General features: G+C 64.3%; 21 protein-coding genes and 1 pseudogene. 9 read left to right on the top strand and 13 right to left on the bottom strand.

The genetic code is table 11. The features are described from left to right. Positions 1-44 precede the first annotated feature (44 nt). The 4 genes from ACKAE7_RS06965 to ACKAE7_RS06950 are packed head-to-tail and all read left to right on the top strand — an operon-like array spanning position 45 to position 2620. Complete coding sequence (locus ACKAE7_RS06965; protein ID WP_408978802.1) at positions 45-821, top strand: SDR family oxidoreductase; 777 nt, start codon at positions 45-47, stop codon at positions 819-821. A gap of 2 nt (positions 822-823) precedes the next feature. Further along, positions 824-1882 carry an L-idonate 5-dehydrogenase gene (locus ACKAE7_RS06960; protein WP_408978801.1) on the top strand — a complete coding sequence of 353 codons (1059 nt, stop codon included), beginning with the start codon at positions 824-826 and terminating at the stop codon, positions 1880-1882. 20 nt (positions 1883-1902) lie between these two features. Next, a complete protein-coding gene (locus ACKAE7_RS06955) occupies positions 1903-2112 on the top strand; it encodes a hypothetical protein (RefSeq protein ID WP_408978800.1) in 210 nt (69 codons plus the stop codon). A gap of 1 nt (position 2113) precedes the next feature. Beyond that, positions 2114-2620: a hypothetical protein gene (locus ACKAE7_RS06950; RefSeq protein ID WP_408978799.1), complete on the top strand. Its 507-nt coding sequence runs from the start codon at positions 2114-2116 to the stop codon at positions 2618-2620. Between the two features lie 40 nt (positions 2621-2660). Here ACKAE7_RS06950 and ACKAE7_RS06945 read toward each other — a convergent pair whose 3' ends face one another. From ACKAE7_RS06945 to ACKAE7_RS06905, 9 genes are all read right to left on the bottom strand, one after another. Further along, complete coding sequence (locus ACKAE7_RS06945; protein WP_408978798.1) at positions 2661-3260, bottom strand: TetR/AcrR family transcriptional regulator; 600 nt, start codon at positions 3258-3260, stop codon at positions 2661-2663. Between the two features lie 30 nt (positions 3261-3290). Beyond that, a complete protein-coding gene (locus tag ACKAE7_RS06940; RefSeq protein WP_408978797.1) occupies positions 3291-3905 on the bottom strand; it encodes a TetR/AcrR family transcriptional regulator in 615 nt (204 codons plus the stop codon). A gap of 8 nt (positions 3906-3913) precedes the next feature. Beyond that, positions 3914-5086, bottom strand: coding sequence for a pyridoxal phosphate-dependent aminotransferase (locus ACKAE7_RS06935; protein ID WP_408978796.1), 1173 nt, complete (start codon positions 5084-5086; stop codon positions 3914-3916). A gap of 56 nt (positions 5087-5142) precedes the next feature. Next, entirely contained in the window at positions 5143-5946 is an 804-nt protein-coding gene (locus tag ACKAE7_RS06930; protein ID WP_408978795.1) for an SDR family oxidoreductase, read from the bottom strand. A 129-nt stretch (positions 5947-6075) separates the two neighbouring features. Next, positions 6076-7116 carry a biotin-dependent carboxyltransferase family protein gene (locus tag ACKAE7_RS06925; RefSeq protein WP_408978794.1) on the bottom strand — a complete coding sequence of 347 codons (1041 nt, stop codon included), beginning with the start codon at positions 7114-7116 and terminating at the stop codon, positions 6076-6078. Beyond that, positions 7100-7897 (bottom strand): carboxyltransferase domain-containing protein, encoded by a 798-nt coding sequence (locus tag ACKAE7_RS06920; protein ID WP_408978793.1) that lies wholly within the window; start codon positions 7895-7897, stop codon positions 7100-7102. The genes ACKAE7_RS06925 and ACKAE7_RS06920 overlap by 17 nt, the downstream gene beginning before the upstream one ends. Before the next feature lie 48 nt (positions 7898-7945). Further along, entirely contained in the window at positions 7946-8749 is an 804-nt protein-coding gene (locus ACKAE7_RS06915) for a LamB/YcsF family protein (protein WP_408978792.1), read from the bottom strand. A gap of 92 nt (positions 8750-8841) precedes the next feature. Beyond that, a complete protein-coding gene (locus ACKAE7_RS06910) occupies positions 8842-10191 on the bottom strand; it encodes an MFS transporter (protein ID WP_408978791.1) in 1350 nt (449 codons plus the stop codon). Positions 10192-10239: 48 nt separating this feature from the next. Continuing rightward, positions 10240-10872: an RraA family protein gene (locus tag ACKAE7_RS06905; protein ID WP_408978790.1), complete on the bottom strand. Its 633-nt coding sequence runs from the start codon at positions 10870-10872 to the stop codon at positions 10240-10242. 295 nt (positions 10873-11167) lie between these two features. Between ACKAE7_RS06905 and ACKAE7_RS06900 the strand changes: the two genes are divergently transcribed. From ACKAE7_RS06900 to ACKAE7_RS06885, 4 genes are read left to right on the top strand one after another with little or no spacing between them, the layout of a single operon-like run. After that, positions 11168-12748: an ABC transporter substrate-binding protein gene (locus tag ACKAE7_RS06900; protein WP_408978789.1), complete on the top strand. Its 1581-nt coding sequence runs from the start codon at positions 11168-11170 to the stop codon at positions 12746-12748. Positions 12749-12763: 15 nt separating this feature from the next. Further along, positions 12764-13816, top strand: a complete 1053-nt coding sequence (locus tag ACKAE7_RS06895; RefSeq protein ID WP_408978788.1) for an ABC transporter permease — start codon at positions 12764-12766, stop codon at positions 13814-13816. Continuing rightward, the gene (locus tag ACKAE7_RS06890; RefSeq protein WP_408978787.1) at positions 13809-15569 is read left to right on the top strand and encodes a dipeptide/oligopeptide/nickel ABC transporter permease/ATP-binding protein; all 1761 of its coding nucleotides are present in this window, start codon (positions 13809-13811) and stop codon (positions 15567-15569) included. Before ACKAE7_RS06895 ends, ACKAE7_RS06890 begins: the two co-directional genes overlap by 8 nt. Positions 15570-15574: 5 nt before the next feature. Further along, positions 15575-16396, top strand: coding sequence for an ABC transporter ATP-binding protein (locus ACKAE7_RS06885; RefSeq protein ID WP_408978786.1), 822 nt, complete (start codon positions 15575-15577; stop codon positions 16394-16396). A 74-nt stretch (positions 16397-16470) separates the two neighbouring features. On the opposite strand, the gene ACKAE7_RS06880 is transcribed toward ACKAE7_RS06885, so the two are convergent. Continuing rightward, positions 16471-17019 (bottom strand): gluconokinase, encoded by a 549-nt coding sequence (locus tag ACKAE7_RS06880; protein WP_408978785.1) that lies wholly within the window; start codon positions 17017-17019, stop codon positions 16471-16473. Between the two features lie 155 nt (positions 17020-17174). Between ACKAE7_RS06880 and ACKAE7_RS06875 the strand changes: the two genes are divergently transcribed. Then, complete coding sequence (locus tag ACKAE7_RS06875; RefSeq protein WP_408978784.1) at positions 17175-18116, top strand: 2-hydroxyacid dehydrogenase; 942 nt, start codon at positions 17175-17177, stop codon at positions 18114-18116. Between the two features lie 1491 nt (positions 18117-19607). Here the strand turns inward: ACKAE7_RS06875 and ACKAE7_RS06870 are convergent. The 3 genes and pseudogenes from ACKAE7_RS06870 to ACKAE7_RS06860 form a co-directional block, all read right to left on the bottom strand. Continuing rightward, positions 19608-19919, bottom strand: coding sequence for a CHY zinc finger protein (locus tag ACKAE7_RS06870; protein WP_408978783.1), 312 nt, complete (start codon positions 19917-19919; stop codon positions 19608-19610). 14 nt (positions 19920-19933) lie between these two features. After that, positions 19934-20575, bottom strand: a complete 642-nt coding sequence (locus ACKAE7_RS06865) for a biotin transporter BioY (protein WP_408978782.1) — start codon at positions 20573-20575, stop codon at positions 19934-19936. 207 nt (positions 20576-20782) lie between these two features. Further along, positions 20783-21136: pseudogene (locus ACKAE7_RS06860) on the bottom strand (FCD domain-containing protein); the annotation flags it as partial. Positions 21137-21143: the final 7 nt, after the last annotated feature.

Here is a 21143-nt window from a genome sequence, read left to right as displayed (position 1 = left end):
GAGCACTACCGCACCCGCAGTGTACGTCGAGAAGAGGCATCTCCATGGAGCATCCGTCACCCTTTGATCTGACCGGGCGGACTGCCCTGATCACTGGATCAAGCAGAGGCATAGGGAAGGCCCTGGCGGCTGGCTTGGCAGGGGCTGGTGCCGCCGTCGTGCTTCACGGCCTGGACCCGGCCCGGCTGGAAGCCACGCGGAAAGAACTGGCTGCCATCTTTGGGGAGGACAGGATCGGTGCGGTCTCATTCGACATCACCGCCGAGGACGCAGTTGCGGCCGGAGTAGCCCGGGCCGAGACCATGTACGGCCAGTTGGACATCCTTGTGAACAACGCCGGAATACAGCACCGCGTGCCTTTGCTAGAGCTGGACGTCGCCGACTGGAACCGGGTTCTGGCCACTGATCTCACGAGCGCTTTCCTGGTGGGCCGTGAAGTCGCCCGTAGGATGATGGAGCGCAAGCGTGGGAAGATCATCAACATCGGCTCGGTCCAGTCGGACCTTGCCCGGCCCACAATTGGCGTCTACACGGCAGCCAAGGGCGGCCTGCGCAACCTCACCCGCGCTATGACTGCAGAGTGGGCATCCCAGGGGCTGCAGATCAACAGCATCGCCCCCGGTTACATCCATACGGAGATGACCCAGGCCCTTGTTGATGACGAGGCATTCAACTCCTGGATTCTCGGCAGGACCCCTGCAGGCCGCTGGGGAACAGTCGACGACCTGTCCGGGCCGGTCACGTGGCTCGCGTCGGACGCGTCCAACTACGTCAACGGACAAACAATATTTATCGACGGCGGAATGACGACGGTGGTCTGACAATGACAACAGCAACAACCAACGCAGTAACCGGCCCGGCTGATGTGGTCCATGACGTGGGCGATCTCCGAATCGAAGTCATCGAGCACTCAGCGCCCCAACCCCACGAAGCCGTGGTGGACATCGCCTACGGCGGCATCTGCGGCTCGGACCTGCACTACTGGCTCCACGGCGCCGCCGGCGAATCCATCCTCCGCGCTCCCCTGGTGCTTGGCCACGAAGTGGTGGGCACCGTAGTCCAGGCGGCCGCGGACGGGTCCGGCCCCGCAGCCGGCACCAACGTTGCCGTGCACCCCGCCACCCCCGGCGGAACCGGCGTCCGCTACCCCGAGGACCGGCCTAACCTCTCCCCCGGCTGCACCTACCTCGGCAGCGCCGCCCGCGTCCCCCACACTCAAGGCGCGTTCAGCCGGTTCAGCGTGCTGCCGGCCAGGATGCTCCGGCGGCTCCCGGATGGACTTGAACTGCGTGTGGCGGCCCTGGCCGAACCCGCCAGCGTCGCCTGGCATGCCATCGCCCAGGCAGGGGATCTCACCGGCAAGCGCGTCCTGGTGATCGGCAGTGGTCCCATCGGCAGCCTCATCGTGGCCGTAGCCAAGCGTGCAGGCGCAGCGGAAATCATCGCCGTCGACATGCACGAAGCCCCGCTGAAGATCGCCACGGCGGTAGGCGCCACGGGCACCATCCTCGCCACGGACACCGAAGCCATCGCGGCCGTCGAGGCCGACGTGGTTTTGGAGTCCTCCGGCAACCACCGCGGTCTGGCATCAGCACTCCGGGGCGCCATGCGCGGCGGCCGCGTGGTCATGGTGGGGCTTCTGCCCACCGGTGACCAGCCCGTCCCCATCTCCCTGGCCATCACCCGCGAACTGCAACTTGTTGGCTGTTTCCGGTTCAACGACGAGATCGACGACGTCCTGGCCGCTCTGGCGGACGGCTCGCTGTATGTGGACCCTGTGGTCACCCACGAATTCCCCTTCACCCAGGCACTCGAAGCCTTCGACCTCGCCAAGGACCCCACGAAGTCCGGCAAGGTGCTCATCTCCTTCCGCAACGAATAGCGCCCACCAGGAGCATCACCATGATTTCCACCTTCAAGGCAACCGCCCTGCGCTGCCGGTCCTCCCGGGCCATGACAGCCGGCACCGGAACGCACTGCCCCGTCAGTGGCCGGTGGAACCCGAACGGCAACCAGCAGAACGGCCAGTTGTTCTTCGAAGGCAGCCTCATGCCGCCCTTCGACGGCGCCCCCGTGGTGTGGGTGCTGGATCCGGCAGCGGACAGGCACTAACGTGGGCGTCCAGCCACTGCGCACTGGCCGGCGCCGGCGCTTCGAACCCATCGACCAGGAGGCGCTGCGCAGCCAACTGGCACTGAACCGCCAGCACATCGCGCAGGCTGACAGCAGCATCCGCACAGCCATCAGGCAGCGGAACGAGAGCGTGGCCCAAGCCTTGGCCGACGGCGTCCCGATTGCGGCAATCGCCACTGCTGCGGGCGTGAATAAGTTTGACGTTCGGCGCCGGATCGGCGCCGGATATACGGAGCTTCAGCCGGCAGGGTGGCCGGCCCGGGAGCACCTGACGACGATCGGGGAAAAGGCGCAGGCTTTGGCGGACGCCATCAGGCACAAATCGGAGCTGGAGGCCCGGCGCCGCTCACTGACCGTGATGGCCTTGAAGACAGACCAGCTGGACCTCTTTGAAGTAGCTTCGCTGGCGGCGGTTCCGGCCGAGAGAATCCGCAGCGAGATGCGAGGAATAACCTTACGAAGTGTACGGCTGGCAGAACGCGGCTGAAGCCCTTATGGCTGAACGGGTGCAGGTCAGAAAACGCGGGTCAGGTCGTGGACTTCGTTCCGCCGGATTTGTCTTCGTCCCAGCCCGTCAGGGCCCCACGGAGCGCCGCGACCAGCCGCTCGGTAGCCTGTTGCTTGGTCAGCCCGACAGTGTTGATGAGGTCCATGATTTCGCGGGGATCAAAAAGGATGTTCCAGAGGAACATCGCCTCGTCCCCCAGCGGGCTCAACCCTAGCTCGGCACAGGCTTCCTCCAGCGGCCGCTGCAGTGCCTCCGCCTGGACAGTGAGGTAGAACGCGCCGCTCCGGAGCCGGGCGAGGTAGCCCTCGCCGGAACGGGTGTAGAGCATGGCTCCGCCGTGCTTGACCACCAGGTCCACCCATTTGCGGCTAACCGCTTCCAGCAGTTCCAGTCCGCCGGTAGTTTGCTTGAGACTGTAATCCCTTAGCTTCTGGCCCACGTTGAAGCGGTACTCGGCCAGGACATCCTCAACCGAGGCAAAATGCCGGTAGGCAGTGGCGGTGGAGATCTCGGCGTGCTTGGCGATGTCGGTCATGTTGACGGGCCCGCGCCGCGCGGCAAACAGGGCACCGGCCGCGTTGACGAGATCCCTGCGGTTACGTTGGGTGTCGCTTCGCACGTCCCAGCCCCTTTCTGTTGCGTACCAAGCTTATTGCCTGCTCCCGGCGTTCGGGCCGCACCAGCCTTTCAGGGCCGCCACGAGCGTGGCTACGAGGCGCCGTGCCGTATCCTCCGGGCTTAGTCCGAGCGTTTCAATCAGGTCGAAGATTTCGCGCGGGTCGAACAGGACGTTCCAGAGGAACATCGCCTCGTCACCGGGATCCTCCACGCCCAGTTCAAGGCAAGTGTCCCGCAGCGCCGGACTGAGGGCGTCCGCTTGGACAGTGAGGTGGGTGGCACCGGTGCGCAAGCGTGCCAGGTAGCCTTCCCCGGACCTGGTGTGCACCATGGCCCGGCCGTGGGTCACCACCAGTTCCACCCATTTGCTGCTCACCAGGCGCAGCAGCTCCAATCCGGAGGCCTGCTGTTGCTGGCTGTATTCCAGCAGCTCGCTGCCCACGTCGAAACGGAAACGGGCAAGGACCTCGTCCACGGAGGCGAAATGCCGGTAGGCCGTAGCTGTTGAGACTTCGGCAGCCCGCGCGATGTCAGCCATGGTGGCCTGACGGCCCTCGGCAAAGAGCTTGCCCGCGGACCGGATGATGTGTTTGCGGTTGCGCAGCGTATCGCTGCGCAACCCGGGAGCGGCGCTGGTGGTAGCCATTGATGGCTCTACTGCTTGAGGGCTGCGAAGCCGGCTGCCAGCCGTTCCACACCCGTTGCGATGGCCTCTGCACTGGCCGCGTACGAGAGCCTCAGGTGGAACTCTCCGTTGCGGCCGAACTCGCTGCCGGGACGGACAGCCACTCCGTGGGTGCGCAGGTGCGCCACCACTTCTGCTGCCGGCAGGTCGGCGTCGTACTTGGGGAAAAGGTAGAACGCGCCCTCCGGGGAGCTGACCGTTAGCCCCGGAATGTCCTTCAGCCCGTTGTGCATTAGTTCGCGCCGGCCCTTGTAAGAAGCGTGCATCCGCTCGATGTCCGGACCGCAGGTCTGCAACGCGGTGAGGGCGGCCAGTTGGACGGCGGTATTCATGGAGCCATTGAAGGTGTTGTGCACCCTCGCAGCGGCGGCGATAACGTCCGCCGGGCCCCAGAGATACCCGACGCGCCAGCCGGTCATGGCGTAGCTCTTGGAGAAGGTCTGGCAGTAGATGGTTCGGCCGGCGAGGCCCTCGATCTCCAAGGCGGACGTGAAGGGTTCCGGCGTGTAAACCAAGTCGCTGTACGCCTCGTCCGAGAGCACCAAAATATCGGTGCCGGCCACGAGCCCGGCCAGGGCCTCAAGTTCGGCACGGGAGTGGACTATTCCGGTGGGGTTTGACGGGTTGCAGAAGACAAACATCTTCGCCCCCTCCAGCGCCCCGGCCAGTGCCTCAAGGTCCCAGTGCAGGTCCTCGGCAAGGGGTACGGGAACGATGGTGCCGCCGGCCATGCTCACCAGGTCGGCATACAGCGAGTACGTGGGATCCGGAATCACCACTTTGTCCCCGGGGTTCACGGTGCCCAGGATGGCGGCGGCCAGTCCGGCGGTGCCGCCCTGGGTTATCAGGACATCGCTGGTGCTGACGCTGGAGCCCAGCAAGGCACCGATTTTGACGGAAAGGGCATCCCTCAACGCGGGCTCGCCAAGCAGCGGCGAGTAGTGGGTGTGGCCGTCCTGGAGTGCCTGGGCGGCTGCGTCGCGGACCTGCTGGGGGGTGTCAAAGTCGGGCTCCCCCATGGCCAGGGACACGAGGTCGCCGCTTGACTGGGGCTGCTGGACGCGGAGGGACGTCCGGAGCACGCGCTGGACCGCCTCCGAAGGTGGGAAGCTGAGGACGCTGGGAGCTGCAGGAGTGGTCACGAAGGTGTCCTTTCAGACAAGGAAGTTTTGGGGTTCAGGTGAAAATGGCTGCCGCGTTAGGCGATGGTCTTGGGGAGGTCCGCTGCGGGCGCTCCGGTCCAGCGGCTGATTTCGATGTCACCGGAGGTGTCTCGCTGCACCGTGGGAGCGATCACCAGTTCCTGGACGACGGTGCGTTGGGGCAGCGTTGCCACCAGGTGGATGGCGCGGGCCACGTCCTCAGGCTGGACCATGGCGTCCCTCTCCTCCTGGTGCGGCGGGCGGGCCCGGTTGTCCAGGATGGGTGTGGCCGTCTCGCCCGGGAGGATGGTGACGGCGCGCAGTCCGTCATTCCGGAACGTGGTGTGCAGGTATGTCATGAAGTTCCGTACCGCCGCTTTGGCGGCCCCGTAGGCAGCGCCGCCCAGCAGGTTAGGTGTCACTGCGGCGAGGGAGGAGACGGTGATGATGGTCCCGGTGTTTCGGCCCAGCATGTCCGGCAGCACCGCCTGCGTGAGGAGGAAGACCGCGTTGAGGTTCACATCCAGGACCTGGTTCCATTCCTCCTCGGCGATCCAGCGCACGTTGAGGACCTTGCTGGCGCTGCCGGCGTTGTTGATGAGGATGTCCACCGGGCCCAGGGTGTCCCGGGTCCAGGCCATGAGAGCCTCCACCTCATGCTTGCTGGCGATGTCAGCGGTACGCACGTAGGAGCGGCCGCCGACGGCCGCGATCTCGGTGGAGAGTTCCTCCAGCACGTCCTGCCGGCGTCCCACGAGCACCACAATCGCGCCTTCCGCCGCGAGCAGCTTGGCGGTCTCGCGGCCCATGCCGGTGCCGGCGCCGGTGATGATTGCAACTTTGCCGTTCAGAAGCTCCATGGTGCGTCTCTTTCTTCCGGCGCGCTGCGGGAGGCAGCGCGGCAGGTGGAACCGGGGCTCCGGCTAAAACAAGAACAAGATTAGATTTGAGAATAGTTTCTCATTTGAATCTGGGGGCGTCAACAGTTCTCAGGCGGCACGCGTTCCGGGCGGCGTGGCCTCTGCAGCCTGCGCGAAGGGAAGCCCGACGGCGGCGAAGAGGTTGTGCACCCGCTCCTCCAGGGCGCATCGCAGCCGCTGCTGTTCACGCCAGCGTTCGACGGCGGCTTCCTGGCTAACCCACCGGAAGGTCATCTTCCGCCCGGGACTGGCCTGGCCCAGGAGCGGCAGCGAGGCTTTGGTGGCGACGGCTACGATGGGGTATCCCGCCGTCAGGGTGCGGGAGCGGCCCAGGATGATCAGTTCGTCGCCGTGCGGGATCTCGAACGCTCCGATCGGCACGCCGTGCGAGATGATTTCGCCCAGCCCTTCCGGGTGGACGACCGGGCCGTCGAGGCGGAGTCCCACGTGATTGGATTTTCCGCCGACGGTGTAAACACTGTTGCTCAGCAGCTCCCTGATGCCCGGCGTCCTGTCCGTTTCCGGACCCTCCACCACATCAACGGTCCAGACCTTCGGGCTGAAGTCAGGCACCGGAACCGGTAGCCGAAACAGCGGCTGCCCCAGGTACGGCTGGCTGAACCCCCGGTAGCGGCTGGTTAGCCCTACTGCCTGGCCCGCTTCAAGTTGCTGCGGGAACCCCATCCGCGATTCCGGAGCAGCGCTGCCCATAAAGCGTGGCGTGTCCAACTCTCCACTGAAGGCAAGGTAGTTGCGCATCCCGTCCCTCACGTTCGAGATGACCACGCGGGTCCGGGCCGGAACGCAGACCGGCTGCCACATAGGCACCGGCACTCCCCCGACAGCCACGTCGGCCGGCGTTCCGGTAACCGAGATAAAGACGTCATGGGAGGCCGTGAAGGCAAATCTGCTACCCATGATTTCCAGCAGCGGTGCCCCGCGCCGGTTGCCCACCAGAATGTTGGCCGTGGCGGCTGAGTGCTGGTCGGCGGCACCGCCGCAGGGAACTCCCATGTATTCCGAGTCTTCACGGCCCAGGTCCTGGAAGGTGGACAGCCAGCCGGCCTCGGAGATGGTGAGGGTGACCTCCTGCTCAGCCTTCGCTTCCATGCTGGCTGCCTTCCTGCTGAGGTGCCGATTCCTGCGGGGTTGCCGGGCGGAGGAATGTGCCTTCCAGTTCAGCCCAGCGGCTTTCCGCAATAACCGTGAACCTGACGCGGTCCCCCGGCCGGTACGACGTCGCGGGTTCTTCATGGATGTCGCAGATGGTCAGAGGCGTACGGCCAATTACCTTCCAGCCGCTCGGCCCAGGGAACGGCTGAATGATGGCGCTTGTTCCCGCCACCATCACCGACCCCGGAGCAACGTCCGTCCGGGGCTCGGCGCAGCGGCTGACTTGGCCGGGGAACTGCACGCCGGCCATCATGGGGGCCATCGCGGCGGCCAGGAGATTGATGGTGAGCATCGAGGACGTCAGGGCCGTGAGCGTGGCTTCCTGGCTCAGTCCCAGTTCCTCGGCAACACCTGGCAGGTCCGGTGAGAATTCCTCGCTGACCACCATGGGGATCACAAAATCCTTGGCCCCCGCGGCCGGGCCGGCGTCCTGGAGCCCCAGCCCGGCCACGGCGAGCCGGACCGTTTGCGCCAACTGGCCGTGGCTTACTGCGAGGCAATCAAACTCCACGAGCAGGGATTCTGCACCGGCCACCAGGTTCAGCACCCCGTAAGGGCGCACCTCCAAAAGGATGTCCTGCAACCTCCTTGCACCGGCCCGCCGGACCTCGGGATTGTCGTCGGCGATCCTCAGCATGAGGGCTGAATCCCCAAAGGGCTCGCCCTCCACGCCGGGAGGACGGCGGAGGGTCGCTGCTGGCGGTGGTTGCGTGGTCATTTGTCCTGCTCGACGGTAAGGGCGGCGGTCATGGTTAAGGAGGAGAGGTCAGGCCGCGGCCACTTTGGCTTTCTCCGCGAGGACTTCCTGCAGACCGGTGGCCGCGATGCCGGCCTTGTCCAGGGCGGCGCGCAGGGCGGTGCCGTTCTCGAGCACCTGCGGGTGGTCCCCGTGCAGGAGGACGACGTCGGCGTCGTGGCCCAGCGGGACCACCTTGCCTGTGACAGCGCGGACCGTTCCTGCCGTCACCACCTGAACAACCCGCCGGCCGATCTCTTCCGGATCGTGGAGCAGGGCGCCCTCGGTGTTGCGGGAGACGGGCATGCCGTCCTCGCCGTAGCCGCGGTCGGCAAGGAAGACGTAGCCCACTTCGAGGCCACGCTTGCGGGATTCGTCTGCCAGCAGCCCGTTTTGGCAGATGACGATGTAGGAGGGGTCGTACGCCTTGATCGCGTCGGTGATGGCGCGGGCGTGCTTGGCGTCCGTCTGGGCGATGCTTCCCATCCGGCCGTGCGGGGCGACGTGGCTGATTCTGCCGCCATGGATCCGGGCGAACGCGTCCAGGGCGCCGATCTGGTAGAGGACATCGGTGCGGATCTCCTCTTCGCTCGCCTCGATGAGGCGACGGCCGAAGCCCACCAGGTCCGGGTAACCGGGGTGGGCGCCCAGCTCGATGCCGCGCTCCACGCAGGACTTCACCGTGGCGTCCATGACGCGCGGGTCCCCGGCGTGGAAGCCGCAGGCGATGTTGGAGGCCGTGACCAGCCCCAGGAGGGCCTCGTCGTCGCCGATGCTGTAATTTCCGTAGCTCTCGCCGAGGTCTGCAACGACGGCGACTGAATTGATGCCCAAGGTGACTCCCGATGGTTCTTGTTGAGGTGCTTATGGTCCGTTCGACGGCGGCCTCCCGGCAATGGCGGCAGGCCGCCGTCGTTCGCGTCTTGTTAGTGGGTGGCCAGCGGCTGGCCCTTGGTTTCCTTCAGGAACTTGACGGAAACCAGTGTGATGATTGCGGTACCGATGGCGGCGTAGGCCGGGACCATGCTGTTTCCGGTGGACTTGATGATCTCCGTCATCACCAGCGGGGCACTGCCGCCGAAGATGATGGTGCTGATGCTGAAGCCGATGCTGTACGCGCTGTAGCGGACGGTGGTGGGGAACATTTCGGTCAGTACGGTGTGCACCACGGCGGCGTGGCCCGAGAAGGAAATGGCCATCACTACGGTGGCGACGCAGGCAAGCAGCATGTTGCCGGTGGTGATCATCGCGAACATCGGGTAGGAGACCAGCGCCATCAGCACGGCAGAACCGGCGAGGACCGGCTTGCGGCCGATCCGGTCCGACAGCCGGGCCATCAGCGGGATGCTGATGATGATGGCCACCAGGCTGACGGCTGTCACCATCAGCGCCTGCACCATGGTGAAGTTGTTGCCGGTGCCCAGCTGGGTCTTCAGATAGGTGGGCATGTAGGCGAAGAGCAGGTAGTAGCCGGGGCCGTTCAGTGCGGGCAGGAAGATCGTCAGTGCGATGGCCTTCAGGTGGCGCTTGGAGGTGAAGACAGCCTTCAGCGGGTTGCGTTCCACTTCGTTGCGCTCCCGCAGGGCGGCGAAGTGCGGGGTGTCCTCCATCTTTGAGCGGATGTAGTAGCCCACGTAGCCCAGCGGAAGGGCGAAGAGGAACGGGATCCGCCAGGCCCAGGACTCCATGGTGGCGTCGCCCAGGGTGGTGATGAGGGTGGCGGAGAGTGCGCTGCCGAAGAGGAGGGCGCAGAAGGAGCCAACCGCGATGAAGCTCATGGAGAAGTTGCGGTGCTTGTTGTGTGCGTACTCGCCGACGAAGGCCATGGCTCCCGCGACCTCACCGCCTGCGGAGAACCCCTGGAGGATGCGGAACAGGATCAGGAGTGCCGGAGCGGCCCATCCGATCACGGACGAGGACGGGATAAGCCCGATACACGCCGTGGCACCGGAAATCAGGAGCAGCAGGACGGCCAGGAGGTTCTTGCGGCCCAGCTTGTCGCCCAGGAAGCCACAGATGACGCTGCCGAAGGGGCGGGCGAGGAAGCTGACCAGGAAGCCGACGTTGGTCAGCAGGAGGGATCCGAGGTCCTTGGACCCCATGATGTTGATGGCCAGGTACGTGGTCAGCAGCCCGTAGATCCCGTAGTCGTACCACTCCACGAAGGAGCCCATGGTGCCGGCGATGGTTGCCTTGCGCACCACTTTGCCGTCAGCGGTGACGACCTTTATTTGAGCGGTGTTCAGTTCCACTGAGTCCGTCGATGCAGTAGTCATTGAATGTCTTTCAGTCTAGGGCTGGTTCATGGCGCCGAACAGCGGCGCTCAGCTGTATTCGCGGGTGACTTCAGCCGTCATTTCGGCCTCGTGGGCGGCGACGGCAATGACGCGTTCCAGGATTTCGGCCGCCCGGGCCTGGGGGATGATGACGACGCCGTCATCGTCGGCGGCGACGATGTCACCGGCGGCGCACACGATGCCGCCGATAGCGACGGGTTCGCCGATCACGCCCGGGCCGTTCTTGAACGGGCCGGCCGGGGTGACGCCACGTGCGAAGACCGGGAACTTGATCTCCGTGATGGTGTGGCGGTCACGGATGTAGCCGTCGATGACGGCGCCGGTGGCGCCTGCAGCTTCGAAACGCTGTGAGAGCTGTTCGCCCACCAGCGCGCGGTGCTCGTGGCCGAAGCCGTTGATGACCATCACGTCTCCGGGCTGGATGTAGTTCAGGGCCTCGATGACGGCGGCATTGTCGCCTGCCGCACCAAGGACGGGCAGTGCGGAGCCCACGCAGTGGGCGCCGGGCCAGACGGCGCTGATGCCGCCGTCGACAATGCCGAGGCGCTCCATGGCGTCCCCGATGTTGGCCACTGGGAAGGCTTCGAAGGCCTTCACCAGTTCCCGGGCCGGGCGCGTCCAGGTGGCCTTGCGGACTGTGAGCTCAAGTGTTGTTGCCATGGTTGTCACCTTTGTTGGTTCTGCGAACGACGCCGGCCCTTTGACTCCAATGGTCAGATGAGGCGGCAATCACATATGAGAAAAGTTTCGCGTTTCAATGTCCATCCGTCAAGGGCTGCGGCCTGAATGCAGGAAATAAGACGGCGGCTTGTTGCCACCGTGTAAATTCCCGGCGGCCCATGTAACGGCTGTGTGTCACCTCACACATTTCCGTTGACTTGACTCCGGCAATAAGAGAAACTCTTCTCATTCGCGAACTTTCTCGCAGATCATCCCGTTGTATCGAGGAGAGACCATGCACGGACGAATTACTTCCCTGGCCGCAGCCGCGGCGGCGGCAGCGTTGCTGCTGACCGGCTGCACCACGGGCACCACCGGCAGTACCGGCGGAGGCGGCGGAACCTCCGGCCCTTCGACGGACACCATCAGGACCGCCCTAAACTCGGACCCCACCACGTTCAACGCGGCCAAGGCCAATGCCAAGGACGACTACGAAGTGGCCCGCTTCCTCTTCGACACCGTGGTGCGGCGCGACGCTGACGGCAAGTTCATTGGTGGCCTCGCCACCGAATGGACCTCGACGGCAACAGATGCCAAGCTGACCATCCGCAAGGACGCCACCTGCGCCGACGGCACCCCCATCACCCCCAGCATCGTCGCGAAATCGCTTAGTTACTTCGCCGACCCCGCCACGAAGAACAACTTCGGCAAGCTCGTCTTCGGCCCGGGGCAGCCCACTATCACCGGCGACGATTCAGCCGGAACCGTGGACATCAAGCTTGCCCAGCCCTGGTCAGAGCTCATCGGCGGCCTGACACTGGCGCAGACCGGCATCATTTGCCCCGCCGGGTTCGCAGATATGGAAGGCCTGGCGAAGGGTTCGGTGCAGGGAGCTTTTTCCGGCCCGTACACCCTGACGAAGGCCAGCCACGGCGTCAGCTATGACATGACGCTGCGGGAGGATTACAGCGCCTGGCCCAAGTGGTCCAAGGAGCTCGAAGGGACCCCGGCCAAGACCGTGCGGTTCTTCCCCGGCGTCAACAAAACCACAGTGGCCAACCAACTCCTCACCGGAGAAATGGACATCTCTGACATCGCCCCTGCCGACACTGCCCGCTTCGAAGGCAATGCGGACTACACCGTTACCTCCGTGCCGTTTGCAGGCATCTTCCTGCTGTTCAACCAGCGTGAAGGCAGCCCCTTCACCGATCCGGCACTCCGCAAGGCAGTGGCCCAGCTGATGAACCAGCAGGCCTTCAACGCCGCCGCCTACGCCAACAAGGGAATCCCCTACACCTCCATCGTCGCCCCCACCGTCCCGTGCGCGCTGGAAGACAACTCGCACTTCACCAAGGAAGACGCAGAAGCCGCAAAGGCAGTACTTGCCGGCAAGACCTTCAAGATGGTCGGCACCACCAGCATCGGACCGAACGGCGCCGGCAGCACCTATGTCCAGGAGGCCCTGCGCGCAGCAGGAGCCACCGTCAACCTGAACCTCGTGGACAACGGAACCTGGGCCACCATGACCCAGACCAAGCCCGAAACCTGGGACCTGACCATCCAGGGCGACGCAAACTTCGTCGGCACGGTCGCGGCCTCCCTCACCCGTATTGCCGGTGTTCCGACCGAAAAGGGCGGCCGCAACATCGGCGGCGGCGAGAACGCCGACATCCTTGCCGAGATCACCACCGCGCAGTCGGCCACTGATGAAGCTGAGCGGTGCGCGGCCTATGAGCGGGCACAGATCAGCATCCTGGAAGACAACGACATCGTTCCGTTCGTGGGCGAGCCCCAGATCGTAGCCCAGCGCGCTGGATTCTCGATCCAGGCCCCCTCGGGCATCGTCGACTACGCCACCATGCGCATAACCAAGTAAGAAAAGGTTCCCACGATGACCGAACCCACGATGCTCTCCAAGGAAGTCGTCATCCTTGAAGAGAGCCAGACCCCGGGGGCCGCCAAAGGCCCCCGGGGCGGCCCCCGGGGTCTTTCCCCTTGGGCAAGCTATGCCCTGCGCCGTGCAGGCGGTGTCCTTCTCTCCGTGGCACTGCTGGTCGTCGTGACTTTTTTTATGGTGCCGCTGATCCCCGGCGACCCCGCCGTAGCAGTGGCAGGTGCTGACGCCACCACCGAACAGATCGAAGCCATCAGGGAAAGCCTGGGACTGAACCAGCCCCTGCACCTGCAGTTCATCCAATACGTCGGAAACCTGCTGACCGGCAACCTGGGCGAATCTTTCGCCTACAGCACCTCGGTGTCCTCGATCATCGCCACCAAGCTGCCCTTCACGGCCGAACTCGCCGTCCTGGGCATCATCGTGACCCTCCTGGTGTCCATTCCGGCAGGAATGGCGGTAGGTATCCTCACCCGCGGCGGCCGCCGGAAGGCGCTTGATGTGTCCTTCGGGATGCTGACCGGCTTCTTCCAGGCCGTGCCGCAGTACGTTATCGCCACGATGCTGGTGGTGGTCTTCGCCATCATCCTCAAGGTCCTACCTGCCGCCGGGGCAGCAACACTGAGTTCCCTGATCCTTCCGGTTGTCGGCCTCTCGATTGCGCCCATCTGCTCGATCGCCCGTGTGGTCCGCCGCGAAACCTCCACCGTCCTGGAACAGGATTACCTGCGGACAGCGCGCGGCTGGCGGCTGCCTGCCCTGCGGCTGTACGCCCGCCATGCCCTGCCCAATCTCATGACGACCACCCTGACACTCGCCGGCCTGATCCTGGCCGGCATGCTCGGCGGCGCGATCATCATCGAAAACGTCTTCAACTGGCCCGGACTCGGCAAGGAAATCGTCACAGCCATCATCAACAAGGACTACCCGGTCATCCAGGGCATCATCCTGGTCCTTGGATTCCTTGCCATCATCCTCAACCTGCTGGTGGACGTCATCCTCGGCCTCATCGACCCGCGCACCCTCGGAGGAGGAAAGTCCCATGGCTGAACAACGCCGCACTCAACGCCGTTTCCGATGGACCACCGGCCTCATCACCGGCATCGTGCTGATGGCCATCATGGTCCTGACAGGCCTCCTGGCACCCCTCTTCCTCACCGAAGCCGCCGAAAAGCTCACCGCCAACGCATCCCAGGGCCCCAGCCCCGAGCACTGGCTGGGAACCGATGACTTTGGCCGCGACGTCCTCGCCCGCTCCTTGGTCGCCACCCGGCTCACCCTGCTGATGACCGCAGCCACAACGGTAATCTCAGTGGTGGGGGGCGTTCTCATTGGCACCTTCATCTGGCTCGCCCCGCCGCGGATCCGCAATGCCGTCCTGCGCGTCATCGATGCCGCCGTCGCTTACCCAAGCCTCATCTTCGCCCTGCTCATCGCCGCAATCCTAGGGCAGGGGGCCTGGTCTGCCGTCCTCGCAATCGCCATCGCCAGCATCCCTGCCTTCGCCCGCCTCACGGCCAACATGGCAGCCTCCATCTCCCAGCGCAACTACGTCTCCACCGCACGCCTGCTGGGCGTCCCAGGTCCGAAAATCATTACCCGGCACCTGCTGCCCAACATGGCAGAGCCTCTGCTGGTCCTCACCGCCACCGTTTTCGCCACCACCCTCATCGAGCTGTCCAGCCTCTCGTTCATCGGACTCGGCGTCCAGAACCCGGAGTACGACTTCGGACGCCTGCTCAACGAAGCCCTCGTGAACATATACTCCCAACCCCTCCAAGCCGTAATGCCCTCGATCATGATCACCGTCGCGGGGCTAAGCGCCATGCTCATCGGCGATGGCCTCGCCGCCGCCACCGACCCCCGCGGCGGACGGAAGTTCGGCAGCGTCAAGGCCGCCTCAGAACTCCCGGCCTCCATGCGCGCCGACCAGGAAGCCCTGGTAGAGGTCGATAACCTCACCGTCAGCACCCCCAACGGCATCCCCCTGGTAAAGGGTGTATCCCTGAGCATCAACGCCGGCGAAGTCGTAGGACTCGTAGGTGAATCCGGATCCGGCAAATCCCTGACCGCGATGTCCATCGCCGGGCTGCTCCCGGAGGAACTGACCGTCACGGCACACACCATGCGCCTCGGCGAACTGGACCTGCTCAAGAAGAACGACCCACGGACTCTCGCCACCTCCATCGGGCTGGTGTACCAGGACCCGGGCACCAGCTTCAACCCGGCCCTGCGGATCGGATCCCAGCTCACGGAAGTCAGCCGGGTGCACCTGAAGCAGCCCAAGAAGACTGCCTACAGCAGAATGGTCAAAGCGCTGGCGGACATCCGGATCACCCAGCCGGAATCCCGAATGAAGCAGCACCCCCACGAGCTCTCCGGCGGCATGCTGCAGCGGGCCATGATCGCCTCCACCCTTGTCACCGACCCACGGCTCATCATCGCCGACGAACCCACCACAGCACTGGACGTCACCGTCCAGGCCGACGTCCTGCGCCAATTCCGCACCATCAACCGGGAAATGGGCACGGCCATGCTGTTCATCTCCCACGACATCGGCGTGGTACAGGCGCTCTGCGACAAGGTCATCGTGATGAACGGCGGCAAGATCCTTGAGCGGCTCACCGGCGCCCAACTGGCCGCCGGCGACGTCAAGCACCCCTACACCAAGGCGCTGCTGGCCGCGACGCCCAGCATCGCCGAGCGCAAAGCCGAACTCGTCTCCGTCCGCGCCGAAGACTTCACCTACGACGAAGTCCCCGAGGACGCTCCCGGCTCCGTCCGCCCGGAAGGAAAAAAGTAACAGCCATGACAAGCACCCCAACCTCCGCCGTCCCTGTCCTGGAAGTCCGCGACCTTGAAGTCTCCTTCGGCTCCGGACACTCCGCGGCCAAGGTCCTCAAGGGCGTCTCCACTTCCATCAGGCGCGGCAAAACCCTCGGCATCGTCGGCGAATCCGGATCCGGAAAGTCCACCCTGGCCAAAGCCATCGTCGGCCTGAATCCGGTCAGCGCCGGCAGCGTCTCCATCAACGGCCAGGACGTGGACCGAATGACCGGGGCACAGCGCCGCGCCATGCGCCGGGAAGTCCAGATGATTCCGCAGGACCCCTACTCCTCGCTGAACCCGCGCCGCACCATCGGGCAGACCCTCGCGGAGGCAATCGATCCAGTGAGATCCAACCCCCGAGCCCACGGAGAGAAAATCTCCTACTGGCTCTCAACCATCCGCTTGGAAGCCGACGTGGCCGACCGGTACCCGCACGAGTTCTCCGGCGGGCAGCGCCAGCGCATCGCCATTGCCCGCGCACTCGCGGTCGGACCCAAACTGATCATCGCCGACGAAATAACCTCGGCGCTGGACCTGTCCGTCCAGGCGGAAATCCTGAACCTGATCAGCCGCCTGCGCACCGAACTGGACCTGACCATGGCCTTCATTTCCCACGACCTGGACGTGGTGCACCACGTCAGCGACGACATCATGGTCCTCTTCCACGGCGAGGTCGTGGAACTAGGCGACGTGGACAGCGTGTATGGCAACCCCAAGCACCCCTACACGCGAAAACTCATCGACTCCGTCCCAGGCGGCCCGGGCTTCGACATCGGAGAACGCAGGAAGGCCGCGGCCTAACAGTTGCAAGAAAGCCGGCCCGGGCACCGTGCCCGGGCCGGCTTTCGGCGTCAACACGGAAATGCGGGGCCCGCCTACTCCCCTGCCGGCGTCGTTATTGCTTTTGCCGTTCGGGCATTGAGGGCGGCGACTGCCTGCTTGGCCAGTTCTGCCGCTGGTTGGCGCACGTCCAGGATTACGTGCGCTTCGTCGGACTCCAGCGGCTCAAGGGCCTCGAGCTGCGATGCCAGGAGCCTGGCAGGCATAAACTCGTGGTTCCTGGTGGCCATGCGCGCGGTGAGTGTGTCCACGGAGCCTTCCAGGTGCAGGAACAGCACCTCGGGGGCGTGCTCCCGCAGGAGGTCACGGTAACGGCGCTTCAGGGCGGAACAGGCCACAATGACGCCGTTACCTACCTGCTGCTGTGACGCCAGCGTCCGCCCAATGGCCTGCAGCCATGGCCAGCGGTCGTCATCGTCCAGCGGGATTCCCGCGCGCATTTTCTCCTTGTTTTCCACCGGGTGAAGGTCGTCGCCGTCGATGAACCCGATGCCCAGCCGCTGCCCCAGCAACGCTCCTACTGTCGATTTTCCCGAACCTGACACACCCATGATGACCATGGGTGGATACCTTTTGTTACTCACTTGAATTGCCTCCGCCGAGCTCTTGCCTGACACTTCCAGAAGTGCGATGATTATCACAGATGAGAAAAGTTTCTCAGATTTATCTGGGCGGAGTCAACGGGCCTCCGGCGGCATTACCAAGGGATCTGGGATCACAACTAACGATGAGGCGCACCATGCAAACAGTTCGTACAGTCACCCTCCCGGACCGGGACCTGCTCGCCAAGCTCCAGCCCCTGCCGGCAGGAATCGAGGCTTCCGTGTGGGATCTCAAGTCCGATCCGGAGAGCGTTGACCTTGCTGATATCGACGCCGTCGTCCTCCCCTACATCGACGCTTCCGCCGTCCTCGACTCGCTCTCCAAGGCCCCGAACCTGAAGTTCGTCCAGACCCAGTCCACGGGCTTCGATGGCGTCCGTGAAGCGGCGGGGCCCTCAGCTGCGGTCGCCAGCGCCTCAGGGGTTCATGCAGCGGCAACCGCCGAGCTGGCCATCGGCCTCATCATCGCAAAGCTTCGCGGCATCGACGACGCCGTGCGGAACCAGCAGACCGGGAGCTGGCTGCCCCAGCGCCGGTCTTCGTTGGCGGACAGGCGCGTTCTGCTCGTCGGCGTCGGCGGAATCGGTCACGAGATCGCGAAACGCCTCGCGCCCTTCGAAGTGGAGATTACCCGAGTGGGCAGCAGTGCACGCGACGACAGCGAAGGACACATTCACGCCTCTTCCGAGCTTGCCGAGCTGGCGAAAGCCCATGACGTGCTGGTTGCCGTGACGCCTCTGAACGACCACACGCATCGGCTGGTGGACGCAACTATCCTCGCAGCCTTGCCGGACGGCTCGCTGGTGGTCAACGTGGGACGCGGGCCGGTAGTGGACACCGCCGCCCTGACAGCGGAAGTGGTCTCCGGCCGTCTTCACTGCGCCCTTGACGTGGTGGACCCGGAGCCGCTGCCGACGGACCACCCGCTGTGGACAAGCCCCAACGCCCTCATTACGCCGCACATCGGCGGCAACGCCTCCGCCTTTGAACCGAGGATCGTGAAGCTCCTTGCAGCGCAGCTGACGGCACTGGCTAACGGGGAACGGCCGGCGAACCTGGTCCAGGCCGGACCCTTCTGACCCCCGTCGCCCAACTTCACCCACAAACCACACCTCCACACGAACCCAGCCGGCGCGATACGACTTCTATCCCACCCGCTCATCCGACACAGAAAACGAAAAACTGTCATGAAAAGCAGAGCCCTCGTCCATCGGAAGTTCGAAGACCGCCTCCGTGTTGCCCTCCCGCAAGGCAGATCTACGGCTCCAGGCGTCCCCATTCCCGCCGTCGCCGGTCCAGGGTCTGCCGCCGGAGCAAACGACATCTCCTCATTCGGGGATAACAGCACCGGGGCCGCAGAGGTCAGGGCTACGGCGGCAACGGGCGCAGCACGATGAAGGCCCCGTACGAGTCCGATTCAAGAGTTCGGCCAGGACAGTCGATCGACTACCTCGAAGGAGTCTTGCGCCCCTCTGGGGCCCCACAAGCCGAGTTGCACCATCCTGACACCGCCCCGAATTCCGGGCCCGGTGTCCGGGCAGTCACCGGTGCGCATGCTCCCGAAAGCGGTTGGTGGCGGCCGATAGATGACCCACATCCCTTCCGCTACATCCAGAAGGGCGAATTGATGCCGAGCTTGGAGGGAAGCCGGACGCAGTGGGTGCTTGACTATGCACTTCCGCCATCAAGGCGCGCAAAACTAGGCAAGTCAGGGGTTTTCAGACGCTAGGAACTGCCCACGAAGACGCGAGCCAAAGAACGATCCACAGCTTGTCGGCCGGGCGCGGACCACAACAGAGAGAGATGATTGGTGCGGAGCAGTTGCAGTATGCACCCAAGTTCTGACTGGCATACGTTCGGTTCTCTCAATGAACGGGTCGTCTCGCTGGAGGATCAGGACGAATGGGAGCCGCACGCCGTTCCAAAAGTCGGTGATTTAGAAGCTAACAGCATGGCTAGGTCCGTGGCCGTACCGAAGAGCGGGACCCGTCAGAGATCAACCCACCTTATAGCCTCATGCCAACCAGGACTAGGGTCCGGACGCCCGGAGCATTTGCTACGCGCCGGGGCTCGTCAAGTTAAGGACAGCCCACCTGACACTTCTCCTTGCCTTGGACTGCAGAAGCAGTGGGAATTACTTCCCCGCTCTACCATGAAGCAGTACGGTGCCGCCGCCCACCGCCGGGGACAATTCTCCTAGGTTATCCACCGCTACCGCTACCAGGGAGCTACCCCAAGGGCTCCCACTTCCAGCCGTGGATAACCTGAATTGACCCCAGCCATGGACGGATCAAATTCACCACCAGTTTCGGCGGCCTAATCAACAATCAAGGGTCTGCCTGTCGAGGCAGGCTGACGGAATCTCCATTATCGGCTCTTCAGCAGAACCCGCAGAAGCGGATTAGACGACTCGTGGACGCAGTCCCCTAGAGCTTCTCAGGCGCAAATGAAGGCAAGAGCTCTTGTGGTGTGGCTGCGCTGGGGCAGGCATACTGCCGCCCTGGGGTGTAACTGCAAAGCCGCTGTGCGCTGGAGTCGCCCTTCGCGGGGAATCATCGGAGAGGTTCCGTTCAGGTCTGGAAGTAAAAAGGCGTGTGGGCGGCACACCGTTCGTTCAGGCGAGTGGCGCAATTTGGGCAAGATGTCGTTGCCAGATAAGCGTGGATGGACATCTCGCCTTTGCAGACACCGCACAGAACTGCTGGCTCTGCCCATTCGTTCCTGGGCCAAGTTTGGACCTTGTGATCTGTCTCTTCCTCGTGACAGAGGTGGCAGGGATAGTACCGAAGACAGCACTTGAACTTTATGGCTATCACATCTACGTCGGTGTGGTAGTGAATGCAGCGGGTTTCGTCGTCTACGATCCTGCCGAAGATCCTCATTGCTCTGGCCTCGTTTACTTCACGCGGCGCACGAGGATGTCCGGGAAGGCTCGGTGCGCGGCCACAGCGGCAGCGGATGCCACGGCGTCCTTCACGATATCGCCCGGGTAGAAGATGAGGTCACTGGCGAAAGCAGCCTGCCACGACAGCTTGAGGTTGACCATCATGCCGAGCACGCCGAGCATGTGCGATGCGACCACGGTCACCATAATGGCAGCGAGGAAGAACCAAAGGCCGCGCCGCTTGGCGGGGAGGCGCCGGATGATTTGCTCGGCGGCGATGCCAACGAGCAGAGCGGCGAGGAGGAACCCCACGATGTATCCGGCGGATCCGCCGGCGAGGACAGCCAGGCCCGCCCGGCCGCCCGAGAAGATCGGCAGCCCGGCGAACGCAAGGAGCAGGTAGAGCGCCACCGCTGCGGCGGCACGTGATCCGCCCAGGACGAGGCCCGTCACCATGATGGCGAGGGTCTGCAGCGTGATAGGCACCCCGAAACTTCCGACGGGAATACCAGGGACGATGGCCGAGGCTGCGATCAAGGCGGCGAACACGGAGATAAGGGCCAGCGACTGCGCATCCCACAACCGACGTGGCGTGCGGGGGCTGGTCTGGGCCGGGCGGCGCGGTGCCGAAGTCGAGGTCGTCTGGTGGCTCATGGTTCCTCCTGTGAATGGTGGTCGGGTCCTCCGAAGAAGGCTACAGAGCCCTGTCTACGGTCATTTTGTAGCGACGCCACGACGGCGCCGACGATCTATGGATGAATTGCCACAAACCAGCGATCTGCCTTTAGCAAGGTGGGCCAGGCTCTTTGGAGCCTGGCCCACCTCTTTGCGCCGGTTGATGCCTGCACCCGACTTTCGGGTTTACTGTTGCGATGGAGTATGCAGGAACATCGGGGCCGGCGGGTCTTGTAAGGGACGAAGCCAGGGCGCGGATTCGCCCCAGAGCAGCCTGGGATCTTCGGTGGACATCTTCAACCTGATGCCTAAGGCGTCCGCCCGCTCCGCGTCGGCGTTCTCGATGGCGGCCAGCAGTTCGGCGTAGTCGGCCAGCACCACGGGCCACCTGCCCCGGTAGGACAGTGTGGTGAGGGTGTACCGGCGCACCTGCTGGTCCAGGCATTCCAACAGTCCGATGAGCGACGGACTGTGCATGCCGTGCCACAGCTGCAAGTGGAGGGCGTGGTTTATTTCCGCAAGCGAGAAGTGATCAGTGAAACGCGTC

Source organism: Pseudarthrobacter sp. NKDBFgelt (assembly GCF_046097905.1).
GTDB classification, from domain to species: Bacteria; Actinomycetota; Actinomycetes; order Actinomycetales; family Micrococcaceae; genus Arthrobacter; species Arthrobacter polychromogenes.
This window is presented reverse-complemented; position numbering and strand designations above follow the sequence as displayed.

Excerpts from the sequence above, each read along its gene's own strand:
- ACKAE7_RS06965 (WP_408978802.1), top strand. The coding sequence starts at position 45 with ATGGAGCATCCGTCACCCTTTGATCTGACCGGGCGGACTGCCCTGATC.
- ACKAE7_RS06960 (WP_408978801.1), top strand. The coding sequence starts at position 824 with ATGACAACAGCAACAACCAACGCAGTAACCGGCCCGGCTGATGTGGTC.
- ACKAE7_RS06955 (WP_408978800.1), top strand. The coding sequence starts at position 1,903 with ATGATTTCCACCTTCAAGGCAACCGCCCTGCGCTGCCGGTCCTCCCGG.
- ACKAE7_RS06940 (WP_408978797.1), bottom strand. The coding sequence starts at position 3,905 with ATGGCTACCACCAGCGCCGCTCCCGGGTTGCGCAGCGATACGCTGCGC.
- ACKAE7_RS06930 (WP_408978795.1), bottom strand. The coding sequence starts at position 5,946 with ATGGAGCTTCTGAACGGCAAAGTTGCAATCATCACCGGCGCCGGCACC.
- ACKAE7_RS06925 (WP_408978794.1), bottom strand. The coding sequence starts at position 7,116 with ATGGAAGCGAAGGCTGAGCAGGAGGTCACCCTCACCATCTCCGAGGCC.
- ACKAE7_RS06920 (WP_408978793.1), bottom strand. The coding sequence starts at position 7,897 with ATGACCACGCAACCACCGCCAGCAGCGACCCTCCGCCGTCCTCCCGGC.
- ACKAE7_RS06910 (WP_408978791.1), bottom strand. The coding sequence starts at position 10,191 with ATGACTACTGCATCGACGGACTCAGTGGAACTGAACACCGCTCAAATA.
- ACKAE7_RS06905 (WP_408978790.1), bottom strand. The coding sequence starts at position 10,872 with ATGGCAACAACACTTGAGCTCACAGTCCGCAAGGCCACCTGGACGCGC.
- ACKAE7_RS06900 (WP_408978789.1), top strand. The coding sequence starts at position 11,168 with ATGCACGGACGAATTACTTCCCTGGCCGCAGCCGCGGCGGCGGCAGCG.
- ACKAE7_RS06895 (WP_408978788.1), top strand. The coding sequence starts at position 12,764 with ATGACCGAACCCACGATGCTCTCCAAGGAAGTCGTCATCCTTGAAGAG.
- ACKAE7_RS06890 (WP_408978787.1), top strand. The coding sequence starts at position 13,809 with ATGGCTGAACAACGCCGCACTCAACGCCGTTTCCGATGGACCACCGGC.
- ACKAE7_RS06885 (WP_408978786.1), top strand. The coding sequence starts at position 15,575 with ATGACAAGCACCCCAACCTCCGCCGTCCCTGTCCTGGAAGTCCGCGAC.
- ACKAE7_RS06875 (WP_408978784.1), top strand. The coding sequence starts at position 17,175 with ATGCAAACAGTTCGTACAGTCACCCTCCCGGACCGGGACCTGCTCGCC.
- ACKAE7_RS06870 (WP_408978783.1), bottom strand. The coding sequence starts at position 19,919 with ATGAGGATCTTCGGCAGGATCGTAGACGACGAAACCCGCTGCATTCAC.
- ACKAE7_RS06865 (WP_408978782.1), bottom strand. The coding sequence starts at position 20,575 with ATGAGCCACCAGACGACCTCGACTTCGGCACCGCGCCGCCCGGCCCAG.